Source organism: Avibacterium sp. 21-599 (genome assembly GCF_026226765.1).
Classification (GTDB): domain Bacteria; phylum Pseudomonadota; class Gammaproteobacteria; order Enterobacterales; family Pasteurellaceae; genus Avibacterium.
The window spans coordinates 164,614-181,999 of record NZ_JAKKOB010000001.1; the positions used below are offsets into that span (position 1 = coordinate 164,614).

Annotated in this window: 19 protein-coding genes; 8 read left to right on the plus strand and 11 right to left on the minus strand. The window is 39.3% G+C overall.

Features of this window, described 5'->3' with window-relative positions:
* Positions 1-52: 52 nt before the first annotated feature.
* Complete coding sequence (rnb, locus tag L5B83_RS00790; protein WP_265777247.1) at positions 53-2,029, plus strand: exoribonuclease II; 1,977 nt, start codon at positions 53-55, stop codon at positions 2,027-2,029.
* 372 nt (positions 2,030-2,401) lie between these two features.
* Positions 2,402-4,060, plus strand: coding sequence for a bifunctional UDP-sugar hydrolase/5'-nucleotidase UshA (gene ushA / locus L5B83_RS00795; RefSeq protein ID WP_265777248.1), 1,659 nt, complete (start codon positions 2,402-2,404; stop codon positions 4,058-4,060).
* A 95-nt stretch (positions 4,061-4,155) separates the two neighbouring features.
* Here the strand turns inward: ushA and murA are convergent, their stop codons facing one another.
* From murA to mlaF, 7 genes are all read right to left on the minus strand, one after another.
* Positions 4,156-5,433: a UDP-N-acetylglucosamine 1-carboxyvinyltransferase gene (gene murA, locus L5B83_RS00800; protein WP_265777249.1), complete on the minus strand. Its 1,278-nt coding sequence runs from the start codon at positions 5,431-5,433 to the stop codon at positions 4,156-4,158.
* Positions 5,434-5,449: 16 nt separating this feature from the next.
* Complete coding sequence (locus L5B83_RS00805; RefSeq protein ID WP_250350651.1) at positions 5,450-5,707, minus strand: BolA family protein; 258 nt, start codon at positions 5,705-5,707, stop codon at positions 5,450-5,452.
* On the minus strand, positions 5,707-6,069 hold the full coding sequence (locus L5B83_RS00810) for an STAS domain-containing protein (RefSeq protein WP_250364299.1): 363 nt from the start codon (positions 6,067-6,069) through the stop codon (positions 5,707-5,709). Before L5B83_RS00810 ends, L5B83_RS00805 begins: the two co-directional genes overlap by 1 nt.
* Positions 6,070-6,072: 3 nt before the next feature.
* A complete protein-coding gene (gene mlaC / locus L5B83_RS00815; protein WP_250364298.1) occupies positions 6,073-6,711 on the minus strand; it encodes a phospholipid-binding protein MlaC in 639 nt (212 codons plus the stop codon).
* Between the two features lie 28 nt (positions 6,712-6,739).
* Positions 6,740-7,243, minus strand: coding sequence for an outer membrane lipid asymmetry maintenance protein MlaD (gene mlaD / locus L5B83_RS00820; RefSeq protein WP_265777251.1), 504 nt, complete (start codon positions 7,241-7,243; stop codon positions 6,740-6,742).
* Positions 7,244-7,325: 82 nt separating this feature from the next.
* Entirely contained in the window at positions 7,326-8,111 is a 786-nt protein-coding gene (gene mlaE / locus L5B83_RS00825) for a lipid asymmetry maintenance ABC transporter permease subunit MlaE (RefSeq protein WP_265777253.1), read from the minus strand.
* Positions 8,101-8,901, minus strand: coding sequence for a phospholipid ABC transporter ATP-binding protein MlaF (gene mlaF, locus L5B83_RS00830; protein ID WP_250350656.1), 801 nt, complete (start codon positions 8,899-8,901; stop codon positions 8,101-8,103). Before mlaF ends, mlaE begins: the two co-directional genes overlap by 11 nt.
* A gap of 295 nt (positions 8,902-9,196) precedes the next feature.
* Between mlaF and lptC the strand changes: the two genes are divergently transcribed.
* The 5 genes from lptC to rapZ are packed head-to-tail and all read left to right on the plus strand — an operon-like array spanning position 9,197 to position 12,413.
* Positions 9,197-9,772, plus strand: coding sequence for an LPS export ABC transporter periplasmic protein LptC (gene lptC, locus L5B83_RS00835; RefSeq protein WP_265777254.1), 576 nt, complete (start codon positions 9,197-9,199; stop codon positions 9,770-9,772).
* Complete coding sequence (gene lptA / locus L5B83_RS00840; protein WP_250350658.1) at positions 9,756-10,268, plus strand: lipopolysaccharide transport periplasmic protein LptA; 513 nt, start codon at positions 9,756-9,758, stop codon at positions 10,266-10,268. Before lptC ends, lptA begins: the two co-directional genes overlap by 17 nt.
* Before the next feature lie 10 nt (positions 10,269-10,278).
* Positions 10,279-11,004, plus strand: coding sequence for an LPS export ABC transporter ATP-binding protein (gene lptB, locus L5B83_RS00845; RefSeq protein WP_250350659.1), 726 nt, complete (start codon positions 10,279-10,281; stop codon positions 11,002-11,004).
* Between the two features lie 3 nt (positions 11,005-11,007).
* Complete coding sequence (ptsN, locus tag L5B83_RS00850) at positions 11,008-11,538, plus strand: PTS IIA-like nitrogen regulatory protein PtsN (protein ID WP_250350660.1); 531 nt, start codon at positions 11,008-11,010, stop codon at positions 11,536-11,538.
* A 23-nt stretch (positions 11,539-11,561) separates the two neighbouring features.
* Complete coding sequence (gene rapZ, locus L5B83_RS00855) at positions 11,562-12,413, plus strand: RNase adapter RapZ (RefSeq protein WP_265777255.1); 852 nt, start codon at positions 11,562-11,564, stop codon at positions 12,411-12,413.
* Positions 12,414-12,453: 40 nt separating this feature from the next.
* On the opposite strand, the gene aroA is transcribed toward rapZ, so the two are convergent.
* The 3 genes from aroA to serC all read right to left on the minus strand — a co-directional run bounded on the left by aroA (position 12,454) and on the right by serC (position 16,014).
* Entirely contained in the window at positions 12,454-13,746 is a 1,293-nt protein-coding gene (gene aroA, locus L5B83_RS00860) for a 3-phosphoshikimate 1-carboxyvinyltransferase (protein WP_265777256.1), read from the minus strand.
* A gap of 7 nt (positions 13,747-13,753) precedes the next feature.
* Positions 13,754-14,854 (minus strand): histidinol-phosphate transaminase, encoded by a 1,101-nt coding sequence (gene hisC / locus L5B83_RS00865; protein WP_265762151.1) that lies wholly within the window; start codon positions 14,852-14,854, stop codon positions 13,754-13,756.
* A gap of 77 nt (positions 14,855-14,931) precedes the next feature.
* Positions 14,932-16,014, minus strand: a complete 1,083-nt coding sequence (gene serC, locus L5B83_RS00870) for a 3-phosphoserine/phosphohydroxythreonine transaminase (protein WP_265762152.1) — start codon at positions 16,012-16,014, stop codon at positions 14,932-14,934.
* A gap of 226 nt (positions 16,015-16,240) precedes the next feature.
* Here serC and L5B83_RS00875 point away from each other — a divergent pair, with 226 nt between their 5' ends.
* Positions 16,241-16,576: a DUF496 family protein gene (locus L5B83_RS00875; RefSeq protein ID WP_265777257.1), complete on the plus strand. Its 336-nt coding sequence runs from the start codon at positions 16,241-16,243 to the stop codon at positions 16,574-16,576.
* A gap of 55 nt (positions 16,577-16,631) precedes the next feature.
* On the opposite strand, the gene L5B83_RS00880 is transcribed toward L5B83_RS00875, so the two are convergent.
* Positions 16,632-17,375 carry an epoxyqueuosine reductase QueH gene (locus L5B83_RS00880; RefSeq protein WP_265777258.1) on the minus strand — a complete coding sequence of 248 codons (744 nt, stop codon included), beginning with the start codon at positions 17,373-17,375 and terminating at the stop codon, positions 16,632-16,634.
* Between the last annotated feature and the right edge of the window lie 11 nt (positions 17,376-17,386).

Consider the following 17,386-nt stretch of genomic DNA (forward strand, 5'->3'; position numbering starts at 1 on the left):
ATAAGGCAGACCTATAACGTCTGCCTTTTGTCGTTTATTAAGAAGAAATGATATGTTTCAAAATAATCCCCTATTATCTCAATTAAAACAACAAATTCGTGACAGCAAACCTGTCGTTGAAGGTGTGGTACGCGGTTCAGACAAAGCATTTGGTTTTTTAGAAACGGACAAAAAAAGCTACTTCATTCCTCCTGCGGCAATGAAAAAAGTGATGCACGGCGATAAAATCAAAGCACGCATTGAAACGGTCGGCGATAAAGAACAAGCCGAGCCAGAAGAACTGATCGAGCCAATGCTCACTCGTTTTATCGCTAAAGTGCGGTTCAATAAAGACAAAAAATTGCAAGTCTTGGTGGATCATCCACAAATCAATCAACCTATTGGTGCGAATAAAATTAAAGCGGTTACCGAAGACTTACAAGAAGGCGATTGGGTGGTGGCTGAATTGAAAACCCACCCATTACGCGATGACCGTTTTTTATTTGCTCAAATCACTCAATTTATTTGCTCACAACGTGATGAATTTGCCCCTTGGTGGGTAACCTTAGCGCGCCATCAACAGTCTCGCTACCCTGTTCAGGGACAAGATCATTATGAAATGCTTGATAAACAACTACGTGAAGATTTGACCGCACTTCATTTTGTTACGATTGATAGCGAAAGCACCCAAGATATGGATGATGCGCTTTATATTGAACAGCTTGATGAAAACGGGCAACAAGTCGGCTGGAAATTAGTGGTTGCCATTGCCGATCCTACTGCTTATATTGATGAAAATTCAATCATTGAACAAGAAGCCAAGCAACGCTGTTTCACCAATTACCTTCCGGGTTTTAACATTCCAATGTTGCCGAGAGAGCTTTCAGATGAACTCTGTTCACTGATGGAAAATGAAGTGCGTCCTGCATTAGTTTGTCATATTGAAATTGATTTACAAGGCAATCTCCGTAGCAAACCTCTTTTCCAATCCGCTCAGATCCAGTCAAAAGCAAAATTAGCCTATAATAATGTGTCGGATTACTTAGAACAGCAAGACAATGCTTGGCAACCAAATGACGAAGCCACCAAAAATCAAATCGATCTACTTCATCAATTTACCTTAGCTCGAATCCAATGGCGTAAAACCAATGCCTTGCTGTTTAAAGAAAAGCCTGATTACAGCTTTAAATTGGCTGAAAATGGAAAAGTTGAGGCAATCGTTGCCGAATATCGCCGTATTGCCAATCAAATTGTCGAAGAAGCAATGATCCTCGCGAATATCTGTGCGGCGCATTATCTTAATGAAACAGCACAATGTGGTATTTTTAATACCCATTCAGGCTTTGATAGCAAAAACCTAACTTCCGCACAACAGTTTCTCCTTTCTCAGTTAGCAAATGAAGAGAGTGAAGCCGAACTAAAAACACGTTATTCCACTGAAAACCTCGCAACACTTGAGGGCTATTGTCGTATGCGACACGATATTGAACCGATTGAGGGAGATTATCTAGAGCTACGCTTACGCCGCTACCTCACCTTTGCGGAATTTAAAGCAGAATTAGCACCGCACTTTGGTTTAGGGCTAGAAGGCTATGCGACTTGGACATCTCCAATTCGTAAATACTGTGATATGGTGAATCACCGCCTCATCAAAGCAAGCCTAACAACGCAGCAATATCAAAAACCGACTGATGCAGTACTACAACGCTTACAAGAGGCACGCCGGCAAAATCGTTTGATCGAGCGTGATATTGCGGATTGGCTATACTGCCGTTATTTGGCCGACAAAGTAGAAAGCAAACCGCAATTTGACGCTGAAATTCAAGATGTAATGCGTAGCGGATTGCGTGTGTTATTGTTAGAAAATGGCGCGTCAATGTTTATCCCCGCTTCCACCATTCACAATAATAAGGAAGAAATACAAGTCAACCCTGACGAAATCGCCCTTTATATCAAAGGTGAAAAAGCTTATAAAATTGGCGACAAAATACAAGTGATACTCACCGAAGTGAAAGAAGAAACTCGGAGTATTATTGGACAAATACGATAACCCTCTGGGTTTAAAATAACACTCACCTTCCAATCTGCACCTAAACACTGAAAATCGCTACACAGTATAAGGTGCAGATTTTTCCTTATTTAAATTTGTAACCATCTAACTCTAAAGTAAAAAGCCACGATTAAAAACAGCATAAATAGCATTGTTTAATGCTAAATATAAGAGAAAAAAGCCAAATACAGTATAAATATAAATTCTTTTGATATAAGGACTTATGTATGCAATCACAAACCTTTATTCATTCACGTTATTTTTACCACTAATATTTTTATCCTTTCAATCTTATATTCATAAATAAATGATCTCTTTTTGCACAACTTCCGTTAAAATAAATCCGCTAATTAACCAACTAGGAGAATGACAATGAAATTAGCCTCATTATTTAAATGTTCTGCTTTAACCTCCCTATTTACACTATCTTCTTTTGCTTACGCTTATCAGCCTAATCAAACTTACCATTTTACTGTATTGCATACGAACGACTTACATGGCCATTATTGGCAAAATAAGAATGGTGAATATGGTCTCGCGGCACAGAAAACGTTGATTGATCGTATTCGTGCAGAAGTAGAGAAAAAAGGTGGCTCAGTAATTTTATTGAATGCTGGAGATTTTAATACAGGTGTACCTGAATCCGATTTGCAAAATGCAAAACCCGATATTGAAGCATTAAATTTAATGGGCTATGAGGCATTAACGTTAGGTAATCACGAATTTGATAACCCGTTGCAATTACTTGAGATACAAGAAAAATGGGCAAAATTTCCATTTTTAGCTGCAAATGTCTTTTATCAAAAAACGGGAGAGCCGCTTGTTCATCCTTACACGATGTTAGACAAACAAGGCTTAAAAGTAGCGGTTGTTGGTTTAACGACTGAAGATACTGCGAAATTAGGAAATCCAGAGTTTATTTCAGCGGTGAAATTTGAACGCCCTGCTGAAAGTGCTAAAAAAGTGTTAGCACAATTAGATAAAAATGAACAACCCGATCTTAAAATTGCGCTGACTCATATGGGATTTTATCCTAATGCGAAATATGGTTCTAATGCTCCGGGTGATGTTTCAATGGTGCGTGAATTACCTGCTGGCGCATTTGATATTGTTATTGGCGGACATACCCACGACACCCTTTGTATGAATGAAGATGGCTCATTTAATGATAAATTTAAACCGGGCGATAACTGTAAACCTTTACTTGAGAAAAATACTTGGATTATGCAAGCAGGTGAATGGGGCAAATATTTAGGGCGAGCGGATTTTACCTTTAAAGATGGCAAACTCACTTTAGAAAACTATCAATTAATACCAATTAATTTGAAAAAGAAAGTGAAAAAAGAAGACGGTACCAGTGAATATGTGTTATATCAAGAAAAAATTCCGGCCGATCCTGCCTTGCTAGCACATCTTAAAACTTATCAAGATCAAGGTGATAAATTGCTTGGTCAAGTGGTGGGAAAAGTAGATGATCGCTTAGTGGGAGATCGCGATATTGTACGCTTCCATCAAACAAATTTAGGGCAACTTATTGCTCGCTCGCAAGCGGAACGTGTAAAAGCGGATGTTGGTATTATGAATTCTGGTGGAATTCGTGCTTCTATTGATAGTGGTGATGTAACTTATAAAGATATTCTGACTGTACAGCCTTTTGGTAATATCATCAGTTATTTTGAAATGAAAGGCAAAGATTTGCTCAATTACCTTGATGTCGTGGCATTGAAAGAAGTTGATTCTGGGGCTTACCCGCAGTTTTACGGTATTACAATGACGGTAGATCGCCAAGCCAAAAAAGTCTCTGATGTAAAAATTCAAGGAAAACCAATCGATCTCAATAAAGTGTATCGTGTTTCTTTACCAAGTTATTGTGCAGCTGGGGGAGATGGCTATCCTGTCGTTACTGATAATCCAACCTATGTTAATACAGGATTTGTTGATGCAGATAGCTTAAAAGAATATTTCCAAGAACATTCACCAATTAAAGCCGCTGATTTTGAGGCAAATAAAGGAATTATTTATAAAGAATAGTTTTTATCGAGGAAAAAAATAGCCAACGCATTGTTGGCTATTTTATTAATTTGATAATGGAAAGAAGTCATCCTTACAGGATATTTGCTTCTTTTTTATGCTGAAATATCCTTTTCTGTAAAACGCTCAATTTTTGCGCCTAACCCACGTAATTTCTCTTCAATATGTTCGTAACCACGATCGATATGATAAATACGATCTACAATGGTTTCACCACTGGCAATACAGCCAGCAAGCACTAAACTGATTGAAGCGCGTAAATCCGTTGCCATTACTTCCGCACCTGAAAGGCTTTCTACACCGTGGCAAATAGCCGTATGGCCTTCAATCTCAGCCTTACCGCCCATGCGGATAAGTTCTGGAATGTGCATAAAACGGTTTTCAAAAATAGTTTCCGTAATTTTACTTGTCCCTTCTGCCACCATATTTAAGAGGGTGAATTGCGCTTGCATATCCGTTGGGAAACCAGGATGTGGCATCGTGCGAATATTAACCGCTTTTGGGCGTTTTCCTTTCATATCTAACGTGATGGTATCTTCAGTAATTTCAATTTCTGCACCTGCTTCACGTAATTTATCGATCACCGCATCTAAAGTATCTGCTTTCGTGTTATGGCATACAATACGCCCTCCCGAAATAGCACCAGCAACAAGGAAAGTACCTGTTTCAATGCGATCGGCAACCACGGCGTGTTCACATCCTGTAAGACGTTCAACTCCTTCAATGGTAATCGTATCCGAGCCTGCCCCACTAATTTTTGCCCCCATTTTATTTAAAAATACGGCAGTATCTACAATCTCAGGTTCACGAGCGGCATTTTCAATAATTGTTGTCCCAGTTGCCAATGTTGCCGCGGTCATAATAGAAAGGGTTGCCCCTACGCTAACCTTTTCCATCACAATGCGTGTTCCACTCAAACGCCCATTAGTATGTGCTTTTACATAACCGTCTTCCAGTTTAATCTCTGCCCCTAAGCGTTCTAAACCGCTGATATGTAAATCCACCGGGCGAGCACCAATGGCACAACCACCGGGAAGTGAAACCTGTCCTTGATGGAAACGTGCAACAAGCGGTGCTAATGCCCAAATAGAGGCACGCATTGTTTTCACCAATTCATAAGGTGCAACAAAATGATCAATGTTTGAACCATCTAAACACACCACGCCACCTGTTTTCTGTTCAACTTTCATCCCTAGCTGGCGTAAAATTTTCAGCGTTGTTTCAATATCTTTTAATTCAGGTACATTGGTTAAGGTAACGGGTTCTTCCGCTAAAATAGCGGCAAATAAAATAGGTAATGCGGCATTTTTTGCCCCTGAGATTTTGACATCTCCGCTTAAACGAGATTGCCCATAAACACGAAATTTTTGCATAACAACGTCCTAAAAATTAATTAATGGGATTAAGTAAACGCTCACGCTTCCACTTTTCTTGGGTAAAGGTTTTGATAGTTAATGCGTGAATTTCCCCCGAGGAAAAATATTGCATTAGCGGCGCATAAATGGTTTGTTGCTGCTTTAATCTTGATAATCCTGCAATTTCATCATCAATCACAATCACCCCAAAATGAGCATTCTCGCCTTGTACATAAATTTCTTCAAGCCCTAAAGCCTCTTTTAAAATTTGTTCAATTTCTTGCGTTTCCATTAATTTTTTCCATTCTGTTGTAAAAACGGGTCAATCCATTTTGATAACCCAAAAAGATCAGCCAACGTGAGAAATTGCTCAGGTGCATTTTGAATGATTTGCATCTGTGCTTGCGTTTGGCAATGATGAAGAAAATCACATAATAATGCAAAACCTGCGCTGTCAATTCGCGTTAAATCGGCAAGTTCCCAAATAACTTGCTGGCGTGCGATTTTATCTGCTGATAAAAAAGAATAACGTTGTTCCCATAACGGCAACAACGTTTTTCTGGATAACGCCCCAGTCAAGCGGAGCGTTATCTTATCATCATTTTGTTCAAATGCCCAAGTTAAACTTGAGGTTAAACCTGATGTGTTGTGCATTGATTATTTACCCAATGTAACAGGCACATTCGCCGCTTTTTGCACTTGTTGGGTTAGTGCTTCGATCCCATCTTTGCGTAAAGTCGCACTCCATTCTTGCTTTTTAGTATTAACCATACTCACGCCTTCCGCAGCCATATCATAGACTTGCCATTGACCTGTTTTGCTATTTTTACGCCAAAAGAAGTTTAAATTAATCGGCTGCGCATTACCATTTTGTACCACTTTCACCCGAATGCTCATTTGGTTATCAGAAACATTTTTAGGTTTTTCAATGTCAATTTTTTGGTTTTTATACAGCGTTAAAACTTGTGCATAAGATTGCTCAATAAATTGATCAAACGCAGCGAAAAATTTTGTACGCTGTTCTGGTGTGGTCGTTTTAAAATACTGCCCTAACACCAATGAACCGGCATAATTCACGTGTACATAAGGCATTAAATCTTGACGCACAATAGTTCTTAAATAATTTGGATTCTGCTTAATCTGACTTTGGCTGTTAGCAATATCGCTAAACAATTTGTCTGATGCTTTTTGCATTAAGTCATATGGGGTATCATCCGCCATTGCGTGCAGTGCAAAAAGTGCGGTGAAAATAACTAATGTTTTTCTTAACCAGTTTGTCATTGTTTGTTTTAACATCGATTCCTCCGTAAAACGAAAAAAGAAATTATTGTTGCGTTTCAGGTTTGCTGTCATCAGATTTATTCTTATCGCCATATAGGAATTGACCCACTAAATCTTCTAACACCATTGCCGATTTGGTATCCACAATTTTGCTCCCTTGTTTGAGCATTTTAGTGGTTTCCCCATCGTCAAATCCAATACTTAACGCGATATACTGTTCGCCTAATAAACCTGAGGTTTTAATTGATAATGAACTATTATCAGGAATTTCATTATATTCTTGATTAATTGCTATCTTTACCACAGGCAAATAAGTTTGTGGATCAAGCTCAATATCGGTCACTCGCCCAATTACCACGCCGCCCACTTTTAATGGCGCACGCACTTTTAGTCCACCAATATTGTCAAAAGTTGCACTAACTTGATAAGATTTTGTTTGGCTAAATCCTTGCACATTCGCTACCTTTAAACCTAAAAAGACCAAGGCGCCAATGGCAAGCAATAAAAATAACCCTACCCAAAATTCATACTTTGCTGTTTGTCGCATAAAAACTACCTTAATTTTACACCGCACTTTAATATTGTACGGATTTTCTGAATGAAACGAAATCATTCGGTGAGTCAAATAATTAACTTCCACCGAACATCATTGCAGTTAAAATAAAATCTAACCCTAGCACAACCAAAGACGCATTCACCACGGTTTTGGTAGTCGCTTTGCTAATACCCTCAGACGTTGGCAAACTGTCATAACCATTAAATAAAGCAATCCACACCACGGCAATAGCGAAACAAATACTCTTAATTAAACCATTGAGAATATCCGTTTTCCAAGTTACAGCGTTTTGCATTACCGACCAAAAACTCCCCGCATCAACGCCTTTCCAATCCACACCAACCAATGAACCGCCCCAAATACCAATAGCGATAAAAATGATTGATAAAATTGGCATTGCAATCACCCCCGCCCAAAAACGTGGTGAAATCACACGGCGAAGAGGATCTACCGCCATCATTTCAAGGCTTGAAAGTTGCTCCGTTGCTTTCATCAATCCTATTTCAGCCGTTAGCGCTGAGCCAGCCCGTCCCGCAAACAATAATGCGGTAACCACAGGCCCTAATTCACGCAATAAGGAAAGCGCGACCAATTGCCCAAGGCTCGTTTCAGCAGAAAAATCCACTAACACCACGTAGCCTTGTAGTCCAAGCACCATACCAATAAACAAGCCTGAAAGCATAATAATAAGTAAAGACTGTACACCTAAAACATATAGCTGTTTAATAAGTAACGGAAAATGTTTTCTCAATTGCGGTGTACCAATCAGCGCGCCCCACAGCATAAACCCTGAACGCCCAGTCCCTTTACAGAAATTAATTGCACTACGACCCAGTGCGCAAATCATCTCACTTATCATTAAATAACTCCTGAATATAGTCTCCAGCAGGATAATGAAAACGTACTGGACCGTCCGCCTCTCCACGGATAAATTGCTGTACCTGTGGATCTTGACTTGCTAATAAGGCTTCAGGTTTTCCTTCTGCAATCACCCGTTTATCCGCAATAATATAAGCATAATCAGCAATGCTTAATACTTCTTGCACATCGTGAGATACGACAATCGAGGTGAGTTGTAACGCTTCATTTAATCGTTTAATTAAGCTGACAATTACCCCCATACTTATAGGATCTTGCCCAGTAAAAGGTTCATCATACATAATTAACTCAGGATCAAGGGCAATAGTTCTCGCTAACGCGGCACGTCTTGCCATACCGCCAGATAACTCAGAGGGCATTAACTCTGCCGCCCCTCGCAATCCAACTGCTTCAAGTTTCATTAATACCATTTCTCGAATTAATTGCTCTGGCAGAGTTGTATGTTCACGAATCGGAAAAGCGACATTATCAAAAGTAGACATATCGGTAAATAATGCCCCAGATTGAAATAACATACCAATACGCTGACGTAATTTATACAGCTCTGCACGGGACATTCGACAAATATCTTTGCCATCAACGAGAATTTCACCGCTATCAGGCGAAAGCTGTCCACCAATAAGGCGCAATAATGTCGTCTTGCCAATCCCTGATGGCCCCATTATGGCGGTAATTTTCCCCTGTTCAACGCGTAAATTTAGACGTTCATAAATGATACGCTCACCGCGTTTAAAAGTGAGATTTTTTACTTCTACAAAAGAACGAGCCATAGCACGTTTATTCACCTGTATTATTCAAAATGTGGCAATGATATGCGATGCAAGCAGAATGTCAAAGGCTGTTTTCCTATTTTCTTTATTCATTTTGCGGTGAATTAAGCTTAAAATACAATAAAAGTATGCAAACTTAGTCTTTTTTAGCTGAATTTCGCTGAAAATAAACTTTGTAAAAAATTGTAAAAATTTATACCGCACTTTGATTTACGTGGAATTATTCTTGCTTTTGGCAAAATTATGCTATCATTTCGCACTTACATTAATCTTGAAGAAATGAGCCATTCAAACTATGAATATTCGCTTGAATATTGTTTTGTCGGTGATTGCCTTTGCATTATTTGCTTGGTTTTATAGCCTTCAACAGACGGATACAGAAAAACTTGCCGGTTTGATTAAATCGCAAGATAGTCCTGAGTATATCGGTGAGAAAATGCAAACTACGGTTTATTCTCCGACCGGAGAAAAGCAATATGTTGCGATCGCTGACAAAGTGGAACACTATGCCTCTAATGGAAACACCGATTTTCAGAATCCTGTGGTTTATCTTTATAATGTAGAAGATGAAACCTTAGGCTCACAAAGTTGGAAGATCAGTGCTAAAAATGCCAAATTAACCAAAGATAATCTTTTATATTTAGACGGTGATGTATTGGTACAAAGTCTATTGCGCGATTCCCGTTTACAGCGTGTTAGTACAGAACGCGCGACAATAAACCTAAAGACGCAAGATATTCACTCTGATACAATGGCAACCATTACTGGCTTAAATTTTACTTCCAGTGGTTCGCAGCTCACTGGGAATTTACAGCAACAAATTGCAACCTTAAAGGAACAGGTGAAAACTTACTATGAAATTAACAAGTAAATCGCTTTTATTTTTTGCCACACTGATGACGTCAATGTCAGCTTTTGCTTTAAAAGATGATACAAATCAACCGATTAATATTGAATCAAACAACCAAGCACTCGATATGGAAAATAAAACCGTTACCTTTACAGATAACGTTGTGATCACCCAAGGGTCAATTTTAATTAAAGCCGATAAAGTCGTCATTACTCGTCCAGATGAGAATAGTAACAAAAAAGAAACCGTCGATGCTTATGGACGTCCAGTAACGTTCCATCAACAATTAGACGATGGTAAGCCAGTAGATGGCAAAGCGAATAAAGTCCATTACGATCTTGGTACTGAATTTTTAACCCTCACAGGAAATGCAGAATTAAAACAACTAGACAGTAAAATTACGGGACAACGCATTACTTACGATGTAAAAAAACAACAACTAAAAGCCACCGGTTCCAGTAAGTCTCGCGTGAAAACCGTATTAATTCCGGCACAATTAAATAATAAAAACAAATAGGACAAGCCTTATGCCAACGCTTTATGCAGAACATTTAGCCAAAAGCTACAAGAGCCGAAACGTGGTTTCTGATGTGAGTTTAAACGTGAAATCCAATGAAATTGTGGGATTACTTGGGCCTAATGGTGCAGGCAAAACCACGACATTCTATATGGTTGTCGGCTTGGTGCAACAAGATGAAGGCAACATTCGTATTGATGATGAAGACATTAGCTTATTACCAATGCACGATCGCGCAAGAAAAGGCGTGGGCTATTTACCCCAAGAGGCGTCGATTTTCCGTCGCCTAAGTGTATATGATAACTTAATGGCTGTGCTTGAAATTCGTAAAGACTTAAATAAACAGCAACGGCAACAACGTGCGGAAGAATTGATTGAAGAATTTAACATTGGTCATATCCGCGATAATCTAGGTCAATCGCTTTCAGGCGGGGAACGTCGCCGTGTGGAAATTGCTCGTGCTTTAGCCGCCAATCCCAAGTTCATTTTACTTGATGAACCCTTTGCTGGAGTCGATCCCATTTCCGTCATTGATATTAAAAAAATTATTATGGATTTACGTGATCGCGGATTAGGTGTATTAATAACCGATCATAACGTGCGTGAGACCCTTGATGTGTGCGAGCGTGCTTACATTGTAAGTGCAGGAAAAATGATCGCCACAGGTACACCTGAAGAAGTGATGAATAACGAACAGGTGAAACGGGTTTATCTAGGTGAAGAATTTAAACTATAACTTATGACTAAATTTACACAATTACTGAGTCTTGAAAATATTCGCCAAGGACTGGTTTGTTCTAGCAAGAAACGTGTGTTTGAAACAATCAGCCGTATTGTGGCAGATCAAATTCAAGGCGATGAAGATCCCGAGCATAGCAGTTTTGATTGCTTATTTAACCGAGAAAAATTAGGTAACTCTGGTTTAGGAAATGGTGTTGCAATGCCAAAAGGGCGTTTACATACAGGCGATAAACCTATCGCCGTATTTTTGCAGCTCGCCACACCTATTGATTATGAGGCGGCAGATCACCGTGATGTGGACTTAATTTTTGCCTTGCTTATTCCTTCCGAGGTGTGTGGCGAGTTTTCCCAATCTGTTCTACCTGAATTAGCCGAAAAATTGTTGGATAAATCGCTTTGTAAGCAATTAAGAGCAGCACAAAGTGCGGAAGAAATTTGGCAAATTTTTGAATATATAGATAACCATTCTGATGACGAACAAGAAAATCAGAATAATGAACAAGCGATAGAAACAGAAACTGAACAGTAATCATCATTCAGGGGAGAAATCAGATGGAAATCATCATTATTAGCGGACGCTCTGGTGCAGGTAAATCAGTTGCATTACGGGCTTTAGAAGATATTGGTTACTATTGCGTTGATAATCTCCCTGTTACACTTCTTCCTGAACTGGCTACTATTTTGGCAAAGCAACAATCTTCTGTTGCCATTAGTATTGATATTCGCAATCTTCCTTCCTCACAAACAGAGCTAGAACAAAGCCTTGAGCAACTGCAACAGACCTATCAAGTAAAAATTATTTTCCTTGATAGTGAACGAAACGCCTTGATTAAGCGTTATAGTGATTCACGTCGTTTGCACCCACTTTCATCTGATTCACTTTCTCTTGAAGCCGCGATCGATGCAGAACAACACTATCTTACCCCACTCATTGATGCCGCCAATTTAATCATTGACACCACCCATCTTTCCACCCACGAACTGGCAGAACGCCTGCGTGAATTTTTACTCGGATATAAACAAAAAGAATTAAAAATTATTGTAGAATCTTTCGGCTTTAAATACGGCATACCACTTGATGCCGATTACGTTTTTGATGTGCGTTTTCTCCCTAATCCCCATTGGAATCCAGAGCTTCGTCCAATGACAGGATTAGACCAGCCAGTAATAGATTTTCTCAATAAACACAATGAGGTAAATCATTTTATCTATCTTACCCGAAACTATATTGAAACCTGGCTTCCAATGCTTGAACAAAATAACCGTAGCTACCTCACCATTGCGATCGGCTGTACAGGTGGAAAACATCGTTCAGTCTATATAGCTCAACAACTTGGCGAATATTTTCAAGCAAAAGGGAAAAATGTTAGCATCCAACATAAATCTCTTGAGCAACATAAATAGAAAACTGCTTACGATAATATCCTAAGCAGTTTCATCTATTTTAGCTCGCAATCTTCCCAAACTCCTCAAAAAAAGTGGGGAATGTTTTTGCTGTACATTTCGGATCGAGAATGGTAACTGGCGTATTTGAAAGGGCGATAAGTGCGAAGCACATTGCCATTCGGTGATCATTATAAGTTTCAATTTCTGCGTGCTTAAAATCTGTTAAAGAGAGCGGTTGGATACGGATATAATCCTCGCCTTCTTCAACTTCAGCGCCAACTTTACGCAGTTCGGTTGCCATTGCACTTAAGCGATCTGTTTCTTTGACGCGCCAATTATAAATATTGCGGATAACCGTTTCGCCTTCGGCAAATAATGCTGTCGTTGCAATGGTCATTGCGGCATCAGGGATATGATTCATATCCATATCAATGCCTTTTAATTGCCCTTTTTCGGCTTGAATAAAATCCTCTCCCCAAGTAATTTTTGCACCCATTTTTTCTAACACATCGGCAAATAAACGATCGCCTTGAATGGAGTGTTTACCAATGCCTGTTACTTTCACCTTGCCTTTAATTGCACCTGTAGCAAGAAAATAAGAAGCTGAAGAGGCATCGCCCTCCACTAAATAGCGTTTAGGTGAAATATAGCACTGATTACCTTGCACAAAAAAGGTATGGTAGTTATCGTTGCGTACGGTTACCCCAAAATCTTTCATCATTGCTAGCGTGATGTCAATATAAGGTTTGGAAACCAGCTCTCCGATGATCTCTATCTCCATATCCCCTTCTGCCAATGGGGCAGCCATTAAAAGTGCGGTCAAAAATTGCGACGAAATTGAACCATCAATTCGCACTTTTCCGCCTTTTAACCCTGTATTTTGAATGGCAACAGGGGGATAGCCTTCATTTTCTAAATAGCGAATATTCGCCCCGACTTGGCGTAATGCGTCTACCAAATGTTTGATTGGACGCTCTTTCATTCGAGGCTCGCCAGTAAGAACCACTTCAGCAAGCTGTTCGCCTTTTAAACATAATGCTGCTGCCAAAGGGCGCATTGCTGTACCTGCGTTGCCTAAATAGAGAGATAAGCCACTTTGCCATTGAAACGCACCGCCAATGCCTTCAATTTCGCACACGGATTTATCTTCAGAAAGCTGATATTTCACCCCAAGGGCTTGCAAGGCGTTGAGCATATGGCGAATGTCATCGCTATCAAGTAAATTGGTCACTTTTGTTGTGCCTTTCGCAAGCGCCGCAAGTAACAAAGCACGGTTTGATAAACTTTTTGAACCCGGGAGGTTAATTTCTCCCTCTACCAAAGAAATAGGTTGTAGTGTTAATTTTTCCATCTTCTCTTTAGCCCTTATTTAATACATTTAAAAGTGCGGTGAAAAATTTATCATTTTCTTCCGGTAAACCAATACTCACACGCAAGTGATTAGGCATTCCGTAACCTGCGATAGGGCGAACGATCACCCCCTCACGCAATAATTCTTCATAAATAGGCTGAGCAGGACGTTTAAAATCAATGGTAATGAAATTGCCTTTGGACGGAATATATTCCAATTGATGTTGCTGACAAAATTGCTCATAGCGTTGCATTTCAGTGCGATTATTTGCCGCCACTTTTTCTACGAAAGCATCGTCTTTCAACACAGCACTAGCGGCAGAAAGTGCCAGTACATTACAGTTAAACGGCTGGCGCACGCGGTTTAATAAATCGGCAATTTCAGGGTGAGACACCGCATAGCCAATACGTAATCCTGCTAATCCATAGGCTTTAGAAAGAGAGCGAGAAATAATTAAATTTGGATATTTTTTTGCTAATGCAAAAGAATCAATACGTTCTTCTGGACGGGTAAATTCGGTATAAGCCTCATCTAGCACAACAATAATATGGGCTGGTACTTGAGCCAAAAATTGCTCAAGCTCTTGCTGTGTAAGAAAATTTCCTGTTGGATTATTTGGGTTAGCAATAAAGATAAGTTTTGTTTTGTCATTAATGGCTTGCAAAAAACCGTCTAAATCGTGTCCCCAATTTTTTGCCGGAATTTCTCTTGCCACTGCATTAATGGCTTTGGTAACCAAAGGATAAACAATAAAAGCATATTGCGAATAAATAATTTCATCTTTTTCACTGGCAAATGTGTGGGCGAATAATTCCAATAAATCGTTTGATCCATTACCAAGGGTAATTTGTTCTGCTTTAACGCCAAATTTTTCAGCAATGACGGTTTTTAATTCAAAACCGTTGGCATCGGGGTAACGAGTGAGATGTGGCAACTGTGCTTGAATGGCATCAATGGCACTTTGTGGAAAGCCAAAAGGATTTTCATTAGAGGCTAATTTCACAATATTTTGCACACCAAGTTCACGTTCTAATTCTTCAATTGGTTTACCTGCTTGATAAGGGGAAAGGGATTTCACCCCTTCATTCGCAACATCAATAAATTGCATTTTTGTTCCTTGTGTTTAATGTTGATACAGCGAAGGCTTGCCCATATCAATCAGCAAGCCTTTGATAATTAATAAAATTAACGATTTTCAGTAGCAAATTTTTCCATAAACGCAATTAAGGCTTTTACCCCTTCAATCGGCATTGCGTTATAAATGGACGCCCGCATTCCACCAATCACTTTATGCCCTTTTAATGCTTGTAAGCCAACTTCTGTGGCTTCAGTAACAAACTTCATATTGAGTTCATCATTGCCTGTGCTGAAAGTAACATTCATTAAAGAGCGGTTGTTTTTTGCCACAGAATTGTGATAGAAATCGCTTTGATCTAAATAATCATAAAGCAACTGGGCTTTTTCTTGATTGCGTTTTTCGGCCGCTTTCACGCCCCCTTTCGCTAATAAATACTTAAAGACTAAAGAACAGAGATACCAAGCAAACGTAGGTGGCGTGTTAATCATTGAATCACTGTTGGCTTGCACGGCATAATTCCAAATAGATGGCGTGGCTTCACGTGCCTTACCAATTAAATCTTCACGCACAATGACAATAGTAATGCCCGCAGGCCCTAGGTTTTTCTGCGCTCCTGCATAAATAATCCCAAATTGGTTAATATCCACTTCACGAGAAAGAATATTTGAAGACATATCCGCCACTAATACCGCCTTCCCCACTTTTGGCACATCAAAAATTTCTACCCCACTAATGGTTTCATTCGGGCAATAATGTACATAATCATACTGTTCCGCAATATCGCTGAAATCAAGCTGTTCTACGCTTAATTCATTACCTTGCGATAAAATATTGACTTCATCCACTTCACAAAACAAACGCGCCTCTTTTGCGGCAGTCGAAGACCAATGCCCACTGGTTAAATATAAAGCTTTGCCTTTTTCACCAATTAAATTCATCGGTATGGCGGCAAATTGCCCACGGGCGCCTCCTTGCAAAAAGAGGATTTTATAATTATCAGGAATGTGATACAGCTCACGGAAATCTTTTTCAGCTTGAGTGATTAATTCCATAAATAATTTACCGCGATGGCTCACTTCCATAACAGAAGTATGCTGACCTTGCCAATTTAATAATTCTGCTTGTGCTTGTTCTAACACCTCACGAGGCATCATTGCTGGCCCCGCACTAAAATTAAATACCTGTGTCATTTTCCATTCCTAATGATGATTGTTGTGTAAAAATAATCTGCTAGTTTTATCACCTCAAAGAAAGCGAATCAATGACTTTTATTTAATTCAGAAAAATTTTTGATCTTATCCACAAAAAAGCACGGAAGTCTTTGACGAAAAAAGTAAAAAAGACTACATTAATTAACGCAATGCAATCGATAAATCTTATTGAATTTATTATTAATCTATTAGAGAGTTGAAACTTATGGAAACAGTCAATAAACAGTCTTTCCAAGATGTCTTGGAGTATGTGCGTATGTATCGTTTAAAAAACAAACTATTGCGTGATATTGATGACAATAACCGCAAAATCCGTGACAACCAAAAACGTGTTCTATTATTAGACAATCTTAATCAATATATCCGTGATGATATGAGTGTGGAAGATATTCGTGTGATTATCGAAAATATGCGTGAAGACTATGATAGCCGTGTTGATGACTACCGCATTCGTAATGCAGAACTTGCTACACAACGCCGTGAAATTAGCGCAAAAATGAAAGAACAGAAAAAAGCACACGCTGAGCGTGTAAAAAAATAATGAGATTAAACAAAAAGGGAATGGCTCAGCATTCCCTTTTTACTTATGCAGTTGATTAATCATTAGTGTAATACAACTTACCAATTTCGATCTTCTGCCTTCCGTTTGCTTCACGCCATTTATTGGTATCACGTAAGGAATACACGCATCCACAATATTCTTGTTGGTAGAAACGTTCACGTTTGCTGATTTCAATCATTCGTTGTGATCCGCCCCCTTTACGCCAGTTGTAGTCCCAATATTCCACATCATCATATTTCGCTGCGGCACGGTGTCCACAGCCGTTAATTTGGTTCATATCTTTCCAACGAGAAATACCTAAACAGCTGGTAAATACCGGAAAACCGTTTTCGTGCGCATATTGTGCTGCTTTTTCAAAACGCATATCAAAACACATTGTGCAACGAATACCTCGCTCCGGCTCGTTTTCCATACCTTTAGCTCGGTCGAACCAGTTTTGTCGATCATAATCAGCATCAATAAATGGAATTCCCCATTTTTCTGCAAAACGGATATTTTCTTCTTTGCGGATTAAATATTCTTTCAATGGGTGAATATTCGGGTTGTAGAAATAAATGGTAAATTCAATGCCTGAGGCGTGAATAGCTTCCATCACCTCGCCTGAACAAGGGGCACAGCAAGAATGTAATAAAAGTTTGTTATGCCCATTTGGTAAACTCAATTTTTCACGCACAAAAGGAGCATTAGGATCTTTTTTGGCTTTGCGTGAAGTGCGGTTAGATTTTTGCGAAAATTGCACCGCACTTTCGTCTGTTTCGTAATTGGTTTGTTGTTCCATAATAAATAATA

Excerpts from the sequence above, each read along its gene's own strand:
- ptsN (WP_250350660.1), top strand. The coding sequence starts at position 11,008 with ATGACTAAATTTACACAATTACTGAGTCTTGAAAATATTCGCCAAGGA.
- L5B83_RS00875 (WP_265777257.1), top strand. The coding sequence starts at position 16,241 with ATGGAAACAGTCAATAAACAGTCTTTCCAAGATGTCTTGGAGTATGTG.
- L5B83_RS00810 (WP_250364299.1), bottom strand. The coding sequence starts at position 6,069 with ATGCACAACACATCAGGTTTAACCTCAAGTTTAACTTGGGCATTTGAA.
- aroA (WP_265777256.1), bottom strand. The coding sequence starts at position 13,746 with ATGGAAAAATTAACACTACAACCTATTTCTTTGGTAGAGGGAGAAATT.
- lptC (WP_265777254.1), top strand. The coding sequence starts at position 9,197 with ATGAATATTCGCTTGAATATTGTTTTGTCGGTGATTGCCTTTGCATTA.
- serC (WP_265762152.1), bottom strand. The coding sequence starts at position 16,014 with ATGACACAGGTATTTAATTTTAGTGCGGGGCCAGCAATGATGCCTCGT.
- rnb (WP_265777247.1), top strand. The coding sequence starts at position 53 with ATGTTTCAAAATAATCCCCTATTATCTCAATTAAAACAACAAATTCGT.
- mlaE (WP_265777253.1), bottom strand. The coding sequence starts at position 8,111 with ATGATAAGTGAGATGATTTGCGCACTGGGTCGTAGTGCAATTAATTTC.
- L5B83_RS00880 (WP_265777258.1), bottom strand. The coding sequence starts at position 17,375 with ATGGAACAACAAACCAATTACGAAACAGACGAAAGTGCGGTGCAATTT.
- rapZ (WP_265777255.1), top strand. The coding sequence starts at position 11,562 with ATGGAAATCATCATTATTAGCGGACGCTCTGGTGCAGGTAAATCAGTT.
- mlaD (WP_265777251.1), bottom strand. The coding sequence starts at position 7,243 with ATGCGACAAACAGCAAAGTATGAATTTTGGGTAGGGTTATTTTTATTG.
- lptB (WP_250350659.1), top strand. The coding sequence starts at position 10,279 with ATGCCAACGCTTTATGCAGAACATTTAGCCAAAAGCTACAAGAGCCGA.
- mlaC (WP_250364298.1), bottom strand. The coding sequence starts at position 6,711 with ATGTTAAAACAAACAATGACAAACTGGTTAAGAAAAACATTAGTTATT.
- ushA (WP_265777248.1), top strand. The coding sequence starts at position 2,402 with ATGAAATTAGCCTCATTATTTAAATGTTCTGCTTTAACCTCCCTATTT.
- lptA (WP_250350658.1), top strand. The coding sequence starts at position 9,756 with ATGAAATTAACAAGTAAATCGCTTTTATTTTTTGCCACACTGATGACG.
- murA (WP_265777249.1), bottom strand. The coding sequence starts at position 5,433 with ATGCAAAAATTTCGTGTTTATGGGCAATCTCGTTTAAGCGGAGATGTC.
- mlaF (WP_250350656.1), bottom strand. The coding sequence starts at position 8,901 with ATGGCTCGTTCTTTTGTAGAAGTAAAAAATCTCACTTTTAAACGCGGT.
- L5B83_RS00805 (WP_250350651.1), bottom strand. The coding sequence starts at position 5,707 with ATGGAAACGCAAGAAATTGAACAAATTTTAAAAGAGGCTTTAGGGCTT.
- hisC (WP_265762151.1), bottom strand. The coding sequence starts at position 14,854 with ATGCAATTTATTGATGTTGCGAATGAAGGGGTGAAATCCCTTTCCCCT.